16 protein-coding genes are annotated in these 16,625 nt (G+C 71.4%); 5 read left to right on the top strand and 11 right to left on the bottom strand.

The features are described 5' to 3' along the window. Complete coding sequence (locus ACYVDG_RS11805) at positions 1 to 1,005, bottom strand: Gfo/Idh/MocA family protein (protein WP_460749582.1); 1,005 nt, start codon at positions 1,003 to 1,005, stop codon at positions 1 to 3. A 195-nt stretch (positions 1,006 to 1,200) separates the two neighbouring features. Here ACYVDG_RS11805 and ACYVDG_RS11800 point away from each other — a divergent pair, with 195 nt between their 5' ends. Beyond that, positions 1,201 to 1,941 carry a GntR family transcriptional regulator gene (locus tag ACYVDG_RS11800; protein WP_460749579.1) on the top strand — a complete coding sequence of 247 codons (741 nt, stop codon included), beginning with the start codon at positions 1,201 to 1,203 and terminating at the stop codon, positions 1,939 to 1,941. A 46-nt stretch (positions 1,942 to 1,987) separates the two neighbouring features. Here the strand turns inward: ACYVDG_RS11800 and ACYVDG_RS11795 are convergent, their stop codons facing one another. Both ACYVDG_RS11795 and ACYVDG_RS11790 read right to left on the bottom strand, forming a co-directional pair. Next, positions 1,988 to 2,698: a TSUP family transporter gene (locus tag ACYVDG_RS11795; protein WP_460749576.1), complete on the bottom strand. Its 711-nt coding sequence runs from the start codon at positions 2,696 to 2,698 to the stop codon at positions 1,988 to 1,990. Positions 2,699 to 2,893: 195 nt separating this feature from the next. Further along, positions 2,894 to 4,501, bottom strand: coding sequence for an amidohydrolase (locus ACYVDG_RS11790; RefSeq protein WP_460749573.1), 1,608 nt, complete (start codon positions 4,499 to 4,501; stop codon positions 2,894 to 2,896). A 111-nt stretch (positions 4,502 to 4,612) separates the two neighbouring features. On the opposite strand from ACYVDG_RS11790, the gene ACYVDG_RS11785 reads away from it, so the two are divergent. After that, the gene (locus tag ACYVDG_RS11785) at positions 4,613 to 5,221 is read left to right on the top strand and encodes a TetR/AcrR family transcriptional regulator (RefSeq protein WP_460749570.1); all 609 of its coding nucleotides are present in this window, start codon (positions 4,613 to 4,615) and stop codon (positions 5,219 to 5,221) included. A 34-nt stretch (positions 5,222 to 5,255) separates the two neighbouring features. On the opposite strand, the gene ACYVDG_RS11780 is transcribed toward ACYVDG_RS11785, so the two are convergent. Then, on the bottom strand, positions 5,256 to 6,266 hold the full coding sequence (locus ACYVDG_RS11780; RefSeq protein WP_460749567.1) for a LacI family DNA-binding transcriptional regulator: 1,011 nt from the start codon (positions 6,264 to 6,266) through the stop codon (positions 5,256 to 5,258). Between the two features lie 231 nt (positions 6,267 to 6,497). On the opposite strand from ACYVDG_RS11780, the gene ACYVDG_RS11775 reads away from it, so the two are divergent. Beyond that, a complete protein-coding gene (locus ACYVDG_RS11775) occupies positions 6,498 to 7,871 on the top strand; it encodes an APC family permease (RefSeq protein ID WP_460749564.1) in 1,374 nt (457 codons plus the stop codon). Positions 7,872 to 7,996: 125 nt separating this feature from the next. Here ACYVDG_RS11775 and ACYVDG_RS11770 read toward each other — a convergent pair whose 3' ends face one another. From ACYVDG_RS11770 to ACYVDG_RS11750, 5 genes are all read right to left on the bottom strand, one after another. Then, on the bottom strand, positions 7,997 to 8,809 hold the full coding sequence (locus tag ACYVDG_RS11770) for an ABC transporter ATP-binding protein (protein ID WP_460749561.1): 813 nt from the start codon (positions 8,807 to 8,809) through the stop codon (positions 7,997 to 7,999). Next, on the bottom strand, positions 8,806 to 9,840 hold the full coding sequence (locus tag ACYVDG_RS11765; protein ID WP_460749557.1) for a FecCD family ABC transporter permease: 1,035 nt from the start codon (positions 9,838 to 9,840) through the stop codon (positions 8,806 to 8,808). Before ACYVDG_RS11765 ends, ACYVDG_RS11770 begins: the two co-directional genes overlap by 4 nt. Next, the gene (locus ACYVDG_RS11760; RefSeq protein WP_460749554.1) at positions 9,837 to 10,880 is read right to left on the bottom strand and encodes a FecCD family ABC transporter permease; all 1,044 of its coding nucleotides are present in this window, start codon (positions 10,878 to 10,880) and stop codon (positions 9,837 to 9,839) included. Before ACYVDG_RS11760 ends, ACYVDG_RS11765 begins: the two co-directional genes overlap by 4 nt. After that, entirely contained in the window at positions 10,877 to 11,902 is a 1,026-nt protein-coding gene (locus ACYVDG_RS11755; RefSeq protein WP_460749551.1) for an iron-siderophore ABC transporter substrate-binding protein, read from the bottom strand. Before ACYVDG_RS11755 ends, ACYVDG_RS11760 begins: the two co-directional genes overlap by 4 nt. 159 nt (positions 11,903 to 12,061) lie before the next feature. Next, the gene (locus tag ACYVDG_RS11750) at positions 12,062 to 12,883 is read right to left on the bottom strand and encodes a helix-turn-helix domain-containing protein (RefSeq protein WP_460749820.1); all 822 of its coding nucleotides are present in this window, start codon (positions 12,881 to 12,883) and stop codon (positions 12,062 to 12,064) included. Positions 12,884 to 13,421: 538 nt separating this feature from the next. Between ACYVDG_RS11750 and ACYVDG_RS11745 the strand changes: the two genes are divergently transcribed. Continuing rightward, complete coding sequence (locus ACYVDG_RS11745; protein WP_460749548.1) at positions 13,422 to 13,841, top strand: hypothetical protein; 420 nt, start codon at positions 13,422 to 13,424, stop codon at positions 13,839 to 13,841. Positions 13,842 to 13,884: 43 nt separating this feature from the next. Here ACYVDG_RS11745 and ACYVDG_RS11740 read toward each other — a convergent pair whose 3' ends face one another. After that, positions 13,885 to 15,030: an RNA polymerase sigma factor gene (locus ACYVDG_RS11740; RefSeq protein ID WP_460749817.1), complete on the bottom strand. Its 1,146-nt coding sequence runs from the start codon at positions 15,028 to 15,030 to the stop codon at positions 13,885 to 13,887. 8 nt (positions 15,031 to 15,038) lie between these two features. Then, entirely contained in the window at positions 15,039 to 15,446 is a 408-nt protein-coding gene (locus ACYVDG_RS11735) for a YciI family protein (protein WP_460749546.1), read from the bottom strand. A gap of 234 nt (positions 15,447 to 15,680) precedes the next feature. Between ACYVDG_RS11735 and ACYVDG_RS11730 the strand changes: the two genes are divergently transcribed. Continuing rightward, positions 15,681 to 16,580 (top strand): Vgb family protein, encoded by a 900-nt coding sequence (locus ACYVDG_RS11730; RefSeq protein WP_460749543.1) that lies wholly within the window; start codon positions 15,681 to 15,683, stop codon positions 16,578 to 16,580. Positions 16,581 to 16,625: the final 45 nt, after the last annotated feature.

Here is a 16,625-nt window from a genome sequence, read left to right as displayed (position 1 = left end):
TCAGGGCCGGACCTCCGCTACGCGTACGGGGCGGTGCTCGCGGCGGGAGAAGTCGGCGGCGTCGGCCACCAGCACCGCCTCCAGAGCGTCGGACACCGTGCAGGGGCTGGGTCCGCCGTCGCGGACCATGGCGATGAAGGCGGAGATCTCCGCCTCGTAGGCGGGGGTGAAGCGCGACCAGTACTCCTCCCAGGGCGCCTGGCCCGGGAAGGCCGTGGCGGCTTCCGCCGAGCGCAGGGGCGCACGGTCGTCCAAGCCCACCGCGATCGTGGCGCGCGACCCGGCCACTTCCATGCGCACGTCGTAGCCGCCGCCGTTGTAGCGCGACCCCTGGAGCGTGACCAGGGTGCCGTCGTCCAGGCGCAGGACGGCGGCGGTGGTGTCGACGTCACCGGCCTCGGTGAAGTAGTCCGCGCCCCGGTTGGCGCCGTGCGCGTAGACCTCCGCCACCTCGCGGCCGGTCAGCCAGCGCAGGATGTCGAAGTCGTGCACGTGGCAGTCGCGGAAGATACCGCCGGAGGTGCCCACGTACTCCGCGGGCGGCGGGGCCATGTCGCAGGTCACGGCGTGGATACGGTGCACGTCGCCCAGTTCCCCCGAGTGCACGGCCTCGTGGGCGCGCCGGTATCCGGCGTCGAAGCGGCGCATGAAGCCGATGTGGACCTGGGCCTTGGCATCCTCGACCTCGTCCCGCACGCGCACGGTTTCCTTGATGGTGGAGGCGACGGGCTTCTCGCAGAAGACCGGGAGTCCGGCGCGGACACCGGCCAGGATGAGGTCGGGGTGGGCGTCGGTGGCGGCCGTGATGATCAGGGCGTCGACGGTGCCGGGGTGGAAAAGCTCCGCGACCCGCTCGACGGCCCGGCCGCCTACGCGCAGCGCCGTGCCCCGCGCGCGTTCGGGGTCGGCGTCGGCGAGAACCAGCTCCTCCACCTCGGGCCGCGCGCTCACCGCCGCCGCGTGCGCGTGTCCGATGCGTCCGGTTCCCACCAAGCCAATACGCATAGCTCCCCTTGCCTCATCGTGCCTCAGGTCTCACCCGTGTGTCGCGTGCGCCACATGCGGAACCCCATGGTCACGCTGGCGACATATCAGTGTCAACACTTTGTCTAGACATATATACGTCCTAATATCAAGCCATCAGTATGTTGACTACACTGGCCTCGGGGAAACCCCCGCAAAGACACAAAGGACGTGCTCGTGACCCAGACCCCGCTGTCGATCGCCCTGGACCGCAGCAGCCCCGTGCCGCTCTACTTCCAGGTCGCCCAGGAACTCGAACACCGCATCCTGGAAGGCGACATACCGGCGGGCACCAAGCTGGAGAACGAGCTGCACATGGCCGACCGCATCGGACTGTCCCGCCCGACCCTGCGCAGGGCCATCGAGTACCTCGTGGACCGGGGCATGCTCGTGCGCAAACGCGGGGTGGGGACCCAGGTGGTCCGCCCCCGGGTGCGTCGGCCGGTCGAACTGTCCAGCCTCTACGACGACCTCGACCGGGTCGGCGAACAGCCGCGCACCGAGGTGCTGCACCTGGAGAAGCAGGCACCGCCGGACGCGGTCGCCGCCCTCTTGGAGGTGGCACCGGGCACTGAGGTGTACGTGATCGAGCGGCTGCGCTACGCCCGCGACGAACCCCTGGCGCTGATGCACAACTACGTGCCCCTCGGTCTGGTGGAGCTCGACCGGGACAAGCTGTCCCACAGCGGCCTCTACCGGCTGCTGCGCGGGGCGGGCCTGAGCCTGAAGATCGCCTCGCAGAGCATCAGCGCACGCAACGCGACCGCCGCTGAGGCCAGGGTCCTGGACGAGTCCCGCGGAGCGCCGCTGCTGACCATGGACCGCACCGTCTACGACGACGTCGGCCGCGTCATCGAGGTGGGCTCACACCTCTACCGCGCCTCGCGCTACTCGTTCGAACTCACCCTGACCGGCTGAGACCGGCTTACCCGTCTACGGTCGGCCCACGTCCCGGAAACACAGGTCACAGCCCCACCATGAGGACGCCTCCCGAGACGACGGCGAAGGCCAGCACGATGAACCGGAGTGTGGACGCGTCTATTCGGTGGTGCAGGAGGCGGCTCAGCCCTACCCCTGCGGCCAGGGCAGGCAGGACCAGCCCGGCCGACCGGAACTGTTCCGCGTGCACCTGTCCGGCGGCGCCCAGCACGGCCAGGGAGACGACCTGACCGACCAGGAAGCAGGCACAGATGGTGGCGCGCATCTCCGCCGGCGGGCGGTGCTGGTACGCGAGGGCCAGGGGCGGGCCGCCGATTCCGGTCGCGGTTTCGGTGACACCGGTGACGGCCCCGGCGGCGAGGAAGGTCCTCCGGCCGGGGACGAACACGGGGGCTGCGAGGCTCACCAGGGCGGCGAGGACCATGGACAGTCCGACCAGGAACTCCAGCGATCGTTCGGAGACCGCGGCGAGCAGGAGGACACCGGCCGGCGTGGTGGCCAGACGGGCGATCGTGATCCAGCTGGCCCCTCGGAAGTCCAGCGCCTCCCGCTCGCGCCAGGCGATGTACAGGTTGAGCGGGACCATGACGGCCAGCAGGAACCCCGGGAGGAGCTCCGGAGCCGCCATTCCCACGACGGGCGCCACAATCAGGGCGAAGCCCAGGCCGCTCGTCCCCTGGACGAACGCCGCGACCGCGACCGTCGCCGCGAGCAGGACGAGGAAACCGCCGGTCATCGTGCCGTGTTCCGGTGACGATCCCGGTGTTCGGCGAAGACCGCGGTGATCAGGTCGCGGTCGTCCGGCCGCCCGAGTTCCCTTGGCATGCCCCGGGAGAGTGCCAGTTCCGGCGTGTCCGTGTCCAGCCGGGGCGGGTCGGCGGCCCGTTCGGCTCCGCCCCTGAGACGGAGCCGAGCAGACGGTCGGACCGGGTCAGTACAGGCGCGCACCCGACAACCAGGTGCCGCGTTCGGTGATCCCGGCGATCTCCATGGGGTCGACCGCGCGCGGGTCGCGGTCCAGCCACACCAGGTCGGCGAAGGCACCCGTGCTCAGGGTCCCCCAGAACTTCTCTGCGCCGGCCTGGTAGGCGACACCGGACGTGTAGGCGCGCAACGCCTCCTCCGCGGTCAGGCGCTCGTGCGGCAGCCACCCCTCCTCCGGGTCTCCGTCGAAGGTGCGGCGGGTGACCGCCACCTGGATCCCGTCCAGGGGGCGCTCGCTGCTCACCGGCCAGTCGCTGCCGAAGCTGATCGGTACCCCGGCGCGCAGCAGCGTGGCCGTCGGGTACTGCAGCGCGGCCCGGCGCTCGCCCAGGCGCGGGACGGTCAGGACGGTCTGCAGGGGGTCGGGCTGGGACCAGTAGGGCTCGAAGTTGGCGATCACCCCCAGTTCCCGGAAGCGCGGCAGGTCGTCGGGGTCCACCAGCTGGGTGTGGGCGATGACCGGGCGGCGTTCGCGGCCGGGTTCGCGCTCGCGGGCGTGGGCCACCGCGTCGAGGGCGATGCGGATCCCCGCGTCACCGATGGCGTGGATGTGGATACCGAAACCGAGGCGGTCGAAGGCGGCCACCGCCTCGGCGAGTTCGGCGGCTTCCCACACCGGCATCCCGTGCGAGTGGGGGCAGTCCGCGTAGGGGGCCAGCAGGGCGGCGGTCCCGGACTCGATCACCCCGTCGGCGAAGAACTTCACGGTCCGGGCGGTGAGCATGTCCCGCGCCCCGGGCTCCGCGCGGACCCGTTCCCGCAGTTCGGGGAAGGTGCGCAGCTGTTCGCGCCAGCGGTTGGGGGAGGCGCGCTGGGCGAGGTCGACGCGGGTGGTGAGCGTGCCCTGCCGGGCGGCGGCCAGGTACACCTCGGCCAGGTCGGGCTCGACCCAGGCGTCCTGGTACCACGTGAGCCCGCTCCGCGCGTAGCGCTCTCCGGCCAGGGACAGGGCTTGTGCGCGGGCTTCCGGTCCCGGGTCGGGCACCAGGTCCATGACCAGGTTCACCGCGCCCCACTCGCGCAGGGTCCCGGCCGGGCTGCCGTCCTCGCGGCGCACGATCTCACCGTTGGCGGGGTCGGGGGTGTGCTCGGTGATCCCGGCCCGGCGCAGCGCCTCGGAGTTGACCCACACGGTGTGGTAGTCGGCGGCCCGCAGGACCACGGGACGGTCCGGCACGGCGGCGTCCAGCCAGCGGGCGTCCAGGACCCCGTCGGCGACGATCGCGGGTTCGTAGCTGCCGCCGACGATCCACTCGGCCTCCGGCCGCTCCGCCGCCCACGCGCCGACCGCGTCGACGATCGCGCGGGGGTCGGTCAGGCCGCCCACGGGCGGCCCCTGGGCCTCCATGCCGCCGAAGACCGGGTGGGCGTGACCGTCGCCGAAGGAGGGCATGAGCAGGCCGCCCTCCAGGTCGATGACCTCCGCGGCCCGCGAGCGCTGGGCCGCGGCCTCGTCCCCGAGGGCGATGATCCGGCCGCCCGAGGCGGCCAGCGCGCTGGTGTCGCCGCGCCCCGTCCGTACGGTGCCTCCGGTCCAGAGCGTCACGTCCTCCATACGGCCCCCTCCATTATCTGAACGATCGTTCGAAGAACTGTAACCGCTGTGGCCCCCAACACACCAGGGTTGGGGGCGCTAGGATCGATGCGGTCGACCGGGGGGAGGAACATGGCTCGGCCCCGGAACCAGGAGCGGCAGCGGCGCGCCCTGCTCGACGCCGCCACCTCCGTCATCGCCGAACGCGGCACGGACGCGCTCTCGGCGCGCCAGGTCGCCGCTCGGGCGGGCGTCTCCCCGCCCACGGTCATGTACTACTACCCGCGCATGGACGACCTGGCCGCCGCCGTCCGCGACGACGCCGTACGCCGTTTCTGCGTCGCCCGCGAGGAGATCGCCGCGCGAGCCGGGGATCCAGCCGCGCTCCTCGTCGCGCTGGTCGCGGCCGGACTGCCCACCGGCAGGGACGACACGCTCGTCGCCGCCGTCGTGCGGATGTTCGGCATGGCCCGCACCGACGAGCGGCACGCACAGGCGGTGACCGCGTTCTGGGACCGCCAGGTGGGGATGTTCGAACAGGTGGTGGCCGCCGGGGCGGAGGCCGGGGTGTTCGCTCCGCGGCTGCCGGTGCGCACCGTGGGCGAACACCTGGTCGCCCTGGAGGACGCCTACGGCATCCAGATCGTCACCGGCGACGGATCCATGGGGCGCGCACGGGCGCTGGACCTGGTGTGCGCCTACGCGGAGGCGGTCCTCGACTGCCGGTTCCCGCGCACCTGAGCCGGTGCCAAGGTGCCCGGCCCGCCTGGGCGAGTCAGGCGTCCGCGCACGTAGAAGCACGTACCCGGAGGTCGATCGGTATCCGCGCGGCCGGGCCGGAATCCGAGGGCGCCCCGTTCTCGAGCACGTCCAGCAGCACCCGCAGCCCTTCGGCGCCCAGGGCGCGCGGGTGCAGGTCCAACGCGGTGATCTGCGGCGAGGAGAGGCGCAGCGCCGTGCTGTCGACACAGGAGGCCACCAGCAGATCCTCTCCCGGCCGGCGGCCCACCTCGCGGGCTGCCGCCACCGCCGCGAGCGCGCCGCCGTCGGGTGCGGCCACGAGCGCGTCCGGCGCGTCGGCCCTGCCCAGCAGCTCACGTGTGGCCTGGGCCATGTCGTCGGCGGTCGCCGCGAACGGGACCTCCGCCACGCTCGGTCCGATGCCGCGCTCGCGGCACCAGTCGCGGTGGGCCTCCCGCAGGGCGCGCCCCCAGGAGGAGGACGGCCCGGGTGCCACGAGCGCGGGCCTGCCCGCCCCCTGTTCGGCCAGGTGGTCCAGCAGGAGACGGGTACCGCGGCGGTGGTCGGAGGAGACGGTCGCGGCGGGCGCGGGCAGTTCCGGCGGCACGTCCTCTCCGGAGACCACGGGGCGGCGGCCCTCCAGGAGGGCGGCGACAGCGGGATCGTCGGCCAGCGGGTCCACGACCAGGAACCCGTCGGCGTGCAGCGACCCGGGGGCCTGCTCAGCCTGTTGGGAGGAGACCAAGGTGACGCTGAGTTCACCACGCTGGGCGGCGTCGACGGCACCGAAGGCGACTTCCATGTAGTAGGCGAGCGACGAGGTGTGGCGGGGCAGGAGGAGCCCCACCGCTCCGGAGCGCTCCTTGCGCAGGTTGCGCGCCCCGACGTGGACCTCGTAGCGCAGGTCACGGGCGGCGGCGCGCACCCGGTCGCGGGTGGCCTGGGAGATCCGTCCGCCTCCGGAGAGGGCGAGGGAGGCGGTCGTGCGCGACACCCCCGCATGTCTGGCGACGTCCTTGAGGGTCACTACGGGGTCCTTCGGCACGGTCACACCGTAACAGCGCCGGTCGAAGTTTCCGCCCAGTAGGCGTTGACACCACCCGGAGCGCTGCGCCTAAACTCCTGCACCAAGCAGTGCGGAATCGATTCACCAAAGGTCACGCCAGGGCCCGGCGCGATCCCGACCGGTGTGCCGAACGTGAAGGCCCACGCGGCTCCTCACCGCCGCGCTACCTGACCCACCGGCCCGAGTTCCGGGCCAGAGAGGCTGACCCCCTTGAGTTCCACCACCGCGCCGGGCTCCACCGGTCCCGGCCTGCGCAGGGTGCTGGGCGTGCCCGCCCTCGTCCTGTTCGGCCTCGTCTATATGGTGCCGCTGACCGTCTTCACCACCTACGGTCTGGTCACGCAGATCACCGGAGGCCGTGTCCCCGCCGCCTACCTCATCACCTTGGCCGTCATGGCCTTCACCGCGCTTTCCTACGCCCGGATGGTGCGCGCCTTCCCGTACGCGGGATCGGCCTACACCTACACGCAGAAGTCGTTCGGCCCGGGGCTGGGCTTCATGGCGGGCTGGTCGCTGCTCCTGGACTACCTGTTCCTGCCCACCATCAACTACCTCCTCATCGGCATCTACCTGAGCGCGGCCATCCCCGCCGTGCCGCCGTGGGTGTTCATCATCGCGGCCATCGCCCTGGTGACCGCACTCAACATCGTCGGCATCGTGTCGGTGACCCGGGCCAACTTCGCGATCATCGCCGCCCAGGGCCTCTTCATCGTCGTCTTCCTCGCGCTCGGCCTCGGTTCACTCTCCGGGCACGTCGACCTGCTGGCCCCCTTCACCGGGGACGGGACGGTGGCCGAGAACGCCGCCCTGTTCACCGGCGCCGCGGTGCTGTGCCTGTCCTTCCTAGGCTTCGACGCGGTCTCCGCGCTGGCCGAGGAGGCCAAGGACGCCCGCCGCGACGTGCCGAAGGCCATCGTGATCGCGACCATCAGCGCCGGACTCCTCTACGTCCTGCTGTCCTACGTCGCCCAGCTGGTGTTCCCGTCCAACGACTTCACCGACGTCGACTCCGGTGCGCTCGACGTCATGCTCGCCGCGGGCGGACAGCTCCTGGCCACCCTGTTCACCGCCGCCTACATCGCCGGGTGCCTGGGCTCGGCGGTCGCCTCGAAGGCCTCGGTGTCGCGCATCCTGTTCTCGATGGGCCGCGACGGCGTGCTGCCCACCCGCGTGTTCGGGCGGCTGTGGGCCCGCTTCGCCACCCCGGTCGGAGCGATCCTCGTGGTCGCGGCGGTCTCGCTGATGGCCGTGGTGGTCGACCTCGCCCTGATCGCGGAGATGATCAGCTTCGGCGCGCTGGCCGCCTTCTCCGCGGTGAACCTGTCCGTGGTCAAGCACTACTACATCGACCAGCGGCGCCGCGACGGCGTGCGCGACACGGTCGTGTACCTGGTCCTGCCCGGGACGGGTTTCCTGCTGACGGTGTGGCTGTGGACCAGCCTGGCCCCGTTCACCCTGCTCATCGGGCTCACTTGGATGGCGGCCGGCCTCGCCTACCTGGCCTGGGTCACCCGGGGCTTCCGCCGTTCGGCGCCCACGCTGGACCTGACCGAGAACGCGGAACCGGCCGACCAGGGCCGGTGACGGACAGCGTGACCACTGGCCGGCGGCCCCACCGGCAGAGCGGGGCCCGGTGGGGCCGCCCTCGGTCACTCCCCCGGTCAGCCCGCCAATCCGGCTGCTCGCCACTTCCCCGGTCAGCCCGCCCGTCAGTCCGCCAGCGCCGCCCGGTGGTATCTGCCGAGGGGCAGCATGAGCGGCTTGCCCGAAGTGGGGTCGGTGATGATCCGGCTGCGCAGGCCGAACACCTCGTGCACGGTCTCCGGGGTGAGCACCCGCTCAGGCGGCCCCGACGCGTGCAGCCGGCCGTCGGCGAGCGCGATGAGGTGGTCGGCGTAGCGGGCCGCGAGGTTGAGGTCGTGCAGGACCAGCACGACCGTGGTCCCGCGCGACTCGTTGAGCTCGGTGAGCAGGTCCAAGACCTCGACCTGGTGGCTGACGTCCAGGAACGTGGTCGGTTCGTCCAGCAGGAGCAGGTCCGTGCGCTGGGCCAGGGCCATGGCGATCCACACGCGCTGGCGCTGCCCGCCGGAGAGCTCGTCCACGGGCCGGTCGGCGAGGTCGACCGTCCCGGTGGCCTCGAGGGCTTCGGCCACCGCTTCGTCGTCCTCCCTGCTCCAGCGGGAGAGCATCCGCTGGTGGGGGTGCCTGCCGCGCCCCACGAGGTCGCTCACGGCGATCCCCTCCGGAGCGACCGGCGACTGCGGGAGGAGGCCGAGGGTACGGGCGACGGCCTTGGGCGGCATGCCGTGGACCTCCCGGCCGTCGAGGAGGACCCGCCCGCTCTTGGGCGCCAGGAGCCGGGACATCGAGCGCAGCAGGGTGGACTTGCCGCAGGCGTTGGCGCCGACGATCGCGGTGATGCGTCCGGGCGGGACGGCGAGGTCGAGGGATTCGATGACGTCGCGGTCCTTGTACCCGAGCGTGAGTTCCTCGACGAGGAGCGTGTGGTCCGCGGTCACAGGGAGCCTCCCACGCGGTTGGTGCGGATGATCAGGTAGACGAGGTAGGGGGCGCCGAGCACGCCGGTGACGACCCCGACCGGGTACCGCGTTCCGAACGCGAACTGTCCGGCCAGGTCCGCCACGAGGACGAGGAGCGCCCCGACCAGGGCGGCGGGCACGAGGAGGGAGCCGTCGCGCCCCACGACGCGTGCGGCGATGGGCCCGGACAGGAAAGCGACGAACGCGATGGGGCCGGCCGCGGCGGTCGCGAAGGCGATGAGCCCTACGGCGCCGACGATCGCGACGAGCCGGGTGCGTTCGACCCGCACCCCCAGGGCCGAGGCGGTGTCGTCGCCGAGCGGGAACTGGGCGAGGTGGGCCGACTGGTACAGGAGCACGGGCGCGATCACGCACAGGGCGATCAGGACCGGGACCGCCTCGTTCCAGGTGGCGCCGTTGAGGCTGCCGGTCAGCCAGCGCATCGCCTCTTGGAGGTCCCATTCGGCGGCCCGGTCGAGGACGTAGGAGGTGAGGCTGTCGAGCATCGCCGCGACACCGATGCCGACCAGGATGAACCGGGTTCCGGCGACGCCGCCCTTGAAGGAGAGCGCGTACACGGCCACGGCCACGGCCAGTCCGGCGGCGATCGCGAACACCCACACCCCGGTCCGGCCGAGCGAGAGCACCACGATCGCGAAGGTCGCCGCGGCACTGGCCCCCGAGCTGATGCCGATGATGTCGGGGCTGGCCAGCGGGTTGCGGAGCATGGTCTGGAAGGTGACCCCGGCGAGCCCGAAGCACAGGCCCGCCGCCACCGCCAGCACGGCCCTCGGCAGGCGGAGCGTTCCGACGGTGAACGAGGCACCGGGGACCTGCTCCCCCAGGATGACGCGCAGGACGTCACCGAGTGGGTAGAAGGTCTGGCCGACCATCAGGCTCGCGCCGAACACGGCCGCGACGAGGACGGAGAGGACGGTGATGACGACCCTTCGGCGGCGGGCGCGCCGTACCCGGCCGCAGACCACGACCTCGACGGTGGAGACGCTCACAGGGCACGAACTTTCTGGCGTCGGACGATGTAGATGAAGAACGGGGCGCCGATCAGGGCGGTCACGATGCCCACGTCGACCTGTTCGGGGCGGGCCACGATGCGGCCGACGACGTCGGCCGCGGTCAGCAGGGCCGCGCCGACCAGGGCAGAGAAGGGAAGCAGCCAGCGGTGGTCGACCCCGACGAGGAGTCGGCACACGTGCGGTACGACCAGCCCGACGAAGGCGATCGGCCCGGTGACGGCGGTGGTCGCCCCGCACAGGACGACGGCGCCGACCGAGGCGGCTGCACGGGCGAGGGCGACGCGTTCGCCCAGCCCGGCGGCGAGGTCGTCGCCGAGAGCGAGGAGGTTGAGGCCGCGCGCGGAGAACAGGCAGACGGCGAACCCGACCGCGAGGAACGGCAGCACGTGGGAGATGCTGTCGTAGGTGCCGCCGCCGACCCCGCCGATCTGCCAGGACCGGACCCCGCCGGCGATGTCGTTGCGCGGGAGGACGACGGCGGTGACGAAGGACGCCAGTGCGGCGGAGGTGGCCGCCCCGGCGAGGGCGAGCTTGAGCGGGGTCGCGCCGCCCCTCCCCAGGGAGCCGATCACGTAGACGAACAGGGCGGTGGCCCCCGCTCCGGTGATCGCGGCCCAGATGTAGCCGGTCGCGGTGGTCAGGCCGAAGAAGGCCATACCGGTGACGACGGCGAGCGAGGCCCCCATGTTGACGCCCAGGATGCCCGGGTCGGCCAGCGGGTTGCGGGTCACCCCCTGCATGACAGCACCGGAGACGGCGAGGGCGGCGCCGGCGAGTACGGCCAGCAGAGTCCTGGGGATCCGTTTGGCGACCGCCGCCTGGCCGAAGCCGTCGGTGCCGCCGCCGAGGGCCGCGGCGATGTCGGGCCACGGTACGCCGCGGGTTCCGACGGTGATCGAGGCGAAGGAGAGCGCGAGCAGCACCCCGAGGACGGCGAGCAGCCAGGCTGTCTTGCCGCGTTTCGGGCGCCGCGCGTCGGCGGCGCCCGAAACGGGCGACTGGTCCTGGACGGTCACTGGGCTTCGTCGGCCGCCGCGGCCAGGAGGGAGAGGTACTCGTCGAGGATCCACGAGATGGACAGCGGGGTGGGGTTGGCGGCCGTGCCGAGCGGGCTGTCCCCGGGGAGGTTGACGACCGACCCGCTCTCCACGGCGGGCATCTGCGACAGCAGCGGGTCGCCTTCGAGGGCGCTGACCAGTTCGTCGCCGCCGTAGGTGACGATGATGTCGACGTCGTCGAAGGTGTCCGCCTGCTCGGCGCTCTGGGTCAGGGAGAACTGGTCGGTCTCCTCGGTGGCGGTCTCGATGCTCTCCGGGGTGCCCAGGCCGATGTCGCCGAAGAACAGGGCCCGGGTGTCGTGGGCCGTGTAGAAGCTGACCTCGCTGAGGTCGGTGGTGTCCACGTGGGTCAGGAACATCGCCGACCGGCCCTCGATCTGCGGGTACTCCCCGACCGCCGCGTCGATCTCCGCCTCGAGGTCGGCGATGAGCTCTTCGCCTTCGTCGGCCTTGCCGAGGGCCGCGCTGTTCAGTTCGATCGTCTCGCGCCAGGGCGTTCCCCAGGCGGTCTCCGGGTAGGCGACGACGGGGGCGATCTCGGTCAGGGTGTCGTAGTCCTCCTGGGTGAGCCCGGAGTAGGCGGCGAGGATGACGTCCGGCTGGGTGTCGGCGACCGCCTCGAAGTCGATCCCGTCCGTCTCGTCGAACAGGACCGGGGTGTCGGCGTCCAGTTCGTCGAGTTTCTCGTCGACCCACGGGAGTACACCGTCGTCGTTGTCGTCGCCGAAGTCGGCCGCGGCCATGCCGACCGGGACGACGCCGAGGGCCAGGGGGACCTCGTGGTTGGCCCAGTTGACCGTCGCGACCCGCTCCGGCTCGGATTCGACGGTCGTGGTGCCGAGAGCGTGCTCGATGGTGACGGGTGTCCAGTCCCCGGCCTCTTCGGTCCCCTCCCCCGCGGTGGAGGTGGAGCAGGCGGCGAGGGCGAGGGGGACCAGCGCGGCGGTGGCGAGGGCGGCCAGCCGTGAGACGCGGGGCATGGTTTCCTTCCGGTGGCGGCCCGGCGGGCGGAGCCACAGCCAGAGCCAGGAATGAGGTTTGCCTAACCAAACTTAGGATGCACTCACCTGGTCCGCAATCGTGCGATTGGGACATTCCCTGTCGCGAAAAGGACACGAGGGGCGGGTGCTGCCGTGCCGCTACTGCGCCCGGAACCGCCCCGGGCTCATGCCCGTCACCCGCCGGAAGACCGCGCCGAAAGCGCTGGCCGAGTGGTAACCGACACGCTCGGCGGCCTCCTCGATCTCCTCTCCCCCGGAGAGCAGCGCGACCGCGTGCCGCACCCGAGCGGTGGCCACCCACTGGCTGAACCCGAGTCCGGTCTCGGCCCGGAAGGCGCGCGTGACGGTGCGGGTGCTCACGTCGAGACGCGACGCCCAGGCCGCCAGGGTGGTGGCGTCGGCGGGGTCGTCCAGCACCGCGGAGACGATGGGGGCCAGCAGCGGCGACTCCGGGACCTGGAGCAACAGCTCGACCCGGGCCGGGGCCAGCAGGTCCAGCACCACCGCCTCCGTCTTCGCGCGCGAGTCGGCGGCCAGGCCCTCCGTGTTGAGCCGCTCGAGAAGAAGCCGCAGGAGCGGCGTGATCTCCACCGCGGCCGGGGTGTCGGCGATCGCCGGGACCGCGTGGATGCTGAACTGCGCACTGTGGTGCCAGGTCCCCGCGGGCGTCCACCCCGAGTGCGGCGTGCCCGCCGGGATCCACAGCCCGATCGAGGGGGTGATCGTCCAGATCCGCTTCCCGACCGTCGCCGAGGACGCGCCCCGCTGGTTCCACAGCAGTTCGTGCGTGGGGTGCGAGTGCTCCTCCCAGAACGTGTCCCGGGCGATCACCTCGTCCGTGCCGTACATGACGAAGGGCACGTCGAGCTCGCCCGCGGCGTAGAGGGGAAGCCTGCGGTTGTCGACCCCGCCGTCCCGGGCCCCGCGCCCGCCCTTCCGGGTGCCGCCGCACCCGCTCACCGGGGTCGGCGCCGTTTCTCTTCTGGCCACAGCGACCAGGTTATGCGCCTGCTCCGCTCTCCATGGAGTCACCCGAACGGGCAGGGCCGAGGGTTGCCTCACCCAAGAGCGTGCACGATGAGTTGTCAGTCCGGATTCGGCTGTCCGGTGCCGTTCACAGTTGCACATGGCCACCTTGACCATGGCGGCGACGACCACGGCCAAGTAGCCCGGATCGCGACCATGGGTCAGCCCGGGCGCGAACCGGCACTGCACCAGCGCGGTCGGCAGCCGATCGGCATTGGACACCGACTTCACTCGTGGTCTTGTATTTACAGCGCATTCCAGCGACCCATTTCCAAGCCGGAGCGCCTCCTTCCCAAGCGAACTCGTTGACAACCGGGACGCACGTCCCGTATATTTCGGGATGCACGTCCCGGTTAACATGAAGCGGTCATCCCCAGAGGAACTCGGGAGGTAGTCATGGCCCGCGCGGAGCCTGGACAGCGAATTGAGATCAGCTACCGAACCCCAGCCAAGAGTGAACGAGGTGCGAATCATGCGAGTGCAGACGTTCCTGAGGGTTCTCGCCGTGTATTACGCGTTACCGCTCGGCGCCGTGTGGCTCATCACGCCGCAGACCGGGCTGGGCGAGAACCCCGATGCCTATGCCGAATTCGTCGCGCGGGTCCTCGGCGGATACCTCGTCACTATCGGCGCCATGAACTGGATCATCAGCTACCAGTCCACGAGCCTCATACGGCAGGCGCTATGGGTCAACATCCTGATGAACATGGTCCCGGCAACTATTTCCACCACCAATATCGCCAATGGCGTGTTCGACGCGCAGAGCTGGATCGGCGTGGCTGCCCACACCATCCCCATCGTTTTCCTTGTTTTCTATCTGTGGGCGACCGGTCGCACCGCGCGCAACAGTCAGCTCGGACACGACTCACCACATCCGGCCCGGGGTACCTAGCGCTGTGGACCCCGGTCTGTCCGACGCGGTGTCCGGGTCGGTTTCAGTGCTGTTGGCTCGTGTTGAGCCGGGCGGCCCGGCGGTTCAGGTGGTCGCGCTCGGCGAGGTTGGGGGCCTTCTGCGCCGCCTCGGCGTACAGCCGTGCCGCCGTCTCAACCTCGCCGTCGCGCTCGTACAGGTGGGCCGCCACCGCCGCGTAGCGGGGTAGTGCTTCGTCCAGTTCCCCGAGCGCGGCCAGACCGGCACGAGGGCCGTCGGCCTCGCCTACGGCCACAGCGCGGTTGAGGCGGACGACCGGGCTGCCTGTCAGGCGCACGAGTTCGTCGTACCACTCGACGATCTGCACCCAGTCGGTCTCCTCGGCTGTGGGCGCGTCGGCGTGCAGCGCCGCGACAGCGGCCTGGGCCTGGAACTCGCCCAGCCGGTCGCGGGCCAAGGCGGCCTGCAGGATGCCGACGCCCTCGGCGACCGCCCCGGTGTCCCACTGGCGGCGGTCCTGCTCGGCGAGCGGCACCAGGCTGCCGTCGGGTGCGGTCCGGGCGTTGCGCCGTGCATGGTGCAGGAGCATGAGGGCGAGCAGCCCCGCCACCTCGGGGTGGTCGATCGCGCCCGCGAGCTGCCGGGTGAGCCGGATAGCCTCGGCTGCGAGGTCGACGTCGCCGGAGTAGCCCTCGTTGAAGACCAGGTAGAGGACGCGCAGGACAGTGGTGACGTCACCGGAACGGTCGAACCGCACACCGGAGACAGTGCGTTTGGCCCGGCTGATGCGCTGCGCCATGGTCGCTTCGGGCACCAGGTAGGCCTGGGCGATCTGGCGGGTGGTCAGCCCGCCGACGGCGCGCAGTGTGAGCGCGACCGCGGAGGACGGCGTCAGCGACGGGTGGGCACACAGGAAGTAGAGCTGGAGGGTGTCGTCCAGCGCGGTGGCGGGCGCGGGCTCCGGCTCCTCCTCGACGAGGTCCTCGCGCCGTCGGCGGGCGGTTTCGGCGCGGTTCGTGTCGAGGAAGCGGCGCCAGGCCACGGTGACCAGCCACCCCTTGGGGTCCCTGGGCGGATCGCCCGGCCAGGTCCGGACCGCCTCGACCAGGGCGTCCTGCACGGCGTCCTCGGCCGCAGCGAAGCTGGCTCCGCGGCGGACGAGGACGCCCAGCACACTCGGTGTGAGGCTCCGGAGCAAGAGCTCGTCCATCTCCGAGGTCACTCCGTGATGGTGGGCGGCGCGGTCAGGAACGGGCGCACCTCGAGCCACTCGTAAAGCGGTTCCCCGCCCGCGGCGGGGGCGGCCGACAGCTGCCCGGCCAGTTCGAGGGCGCGCTCGTAGCTGTCGACGTCGATCACCATCCACCCGGCGACGAGGTCCTTGGTCTCGGCGAAGGGGCCGTCGGTGACCGGCGGTCGGCCTTCGCCGTCGTACCGGACGAACTGCCCTTCGGGGGCGAGCGCCTGGCTGTCGACGTACTCGCCGGTCTCCTCGAGCCGGTCCGCGAAGTCCTGCATGAACTGGACGTGGTCCGAGATCTCTTTGGGAGTCCACTGGTCCATGGGCACGTCGTTGCCCGGGGCCGGGGCGCCGCGGTAGTGCTTGAGAAGCAGGTACTTGGCCATGACGGTTCTCCTCGGTGCTGGTACGACCCATTGTGGTCGCGTTCACCCCTGGGACGGAGCCCACCACGCGTTCTCGACATCGGCTGGTCATGGTTCCGTGTCCGGCGCCTGCGACCGCGCGGAGCGGACCGGAAAACCCGGTTGCGGGGACCGTGCAACACCAGCACGATGGCTTGGGCGGAGCATGCGAGGGCGACCTTCTCTCCCCCACCAGCACGCGAACGGAGAACAGCGTTGACACGCCACGCACGGCCCCGGTCCGTCCGCGAACACCCGCTGCCCGATCCTGGATCGGGCCCCTACGGCATCGCCGTCGGGCCTGACGGTTCCCTGTGGGCCACCCTGGTCCACGACGGCCAGATCGCGCACCTGACTCGCGACGGTTCCGCGACCCTGTACTCGTTGGACTCGGGTACGTGCGGCCCCTCGATCATCACGACGGGCCCCGACCGGGCGCTCTGGTTCACCCGCATGCGTGACAACCGGATCGGGCGCATCACCCTCGACGGCCAGTCGGACTCCTTCGCGCTGCCGTCTCCTGACAGCACTCCCTTCGGGATCACGGTCGGGCCCGACGGGGCCCTGTGGTGCACCGAGTTGAACACCGACCGCGTCGCGCGCATCACCGCGGACGGCGAGGTCACCGAATTCGACCTGCCGATACATGGCGCGTTCCCTTCGTTCATCACCCCGGGACCTGACGCGGACCTCTACGTCACCCTCAACCAGGCCAACGCCATCGGCCGCGTGACCCTCGACGGGCAGGTCACCGTCCATCCGCTACCGACCCCCGAGGCGGGCCCGGTCGGCATCACCACCGCGACGGACGGCGCGGTGTGGTTCGTGGAGATCCACGCGGGGCAGGTCGGCCGCATCACCAGGGACGGTGACATCCGCGAATTCCCCCTCCCGGACCGCGACGCGCGCCCCCATGCGATCGCCGCCGACCCGGCGGGCGGATGCTGGTTCACCGAGTGGGGCGCGAACCGGGTCGGCCACATCACGGCGGAGGGCAGCATCGAGCTGTTCGACCTGCCCGCGCACGCCAGCGAACCCCACGGGATCACGCTCACCGACGACGGTGTCGTCTGGGTGGCCCTGCAGTCCGGAAGCGTCGTCTCCCTGGAGCCGTGACCCAGGGGCTCAGAGACCAGGAGACCGCAGGCCCGGGAAACCTGA

The sequence above is a fragment of the Nocardiopsis oceani genome (assembly GCF_054777395.1).
Note: the sequence above shows the minus strand (reverse complement) of the source record. Positions and strands in the feature narration are given on the sequence as shown.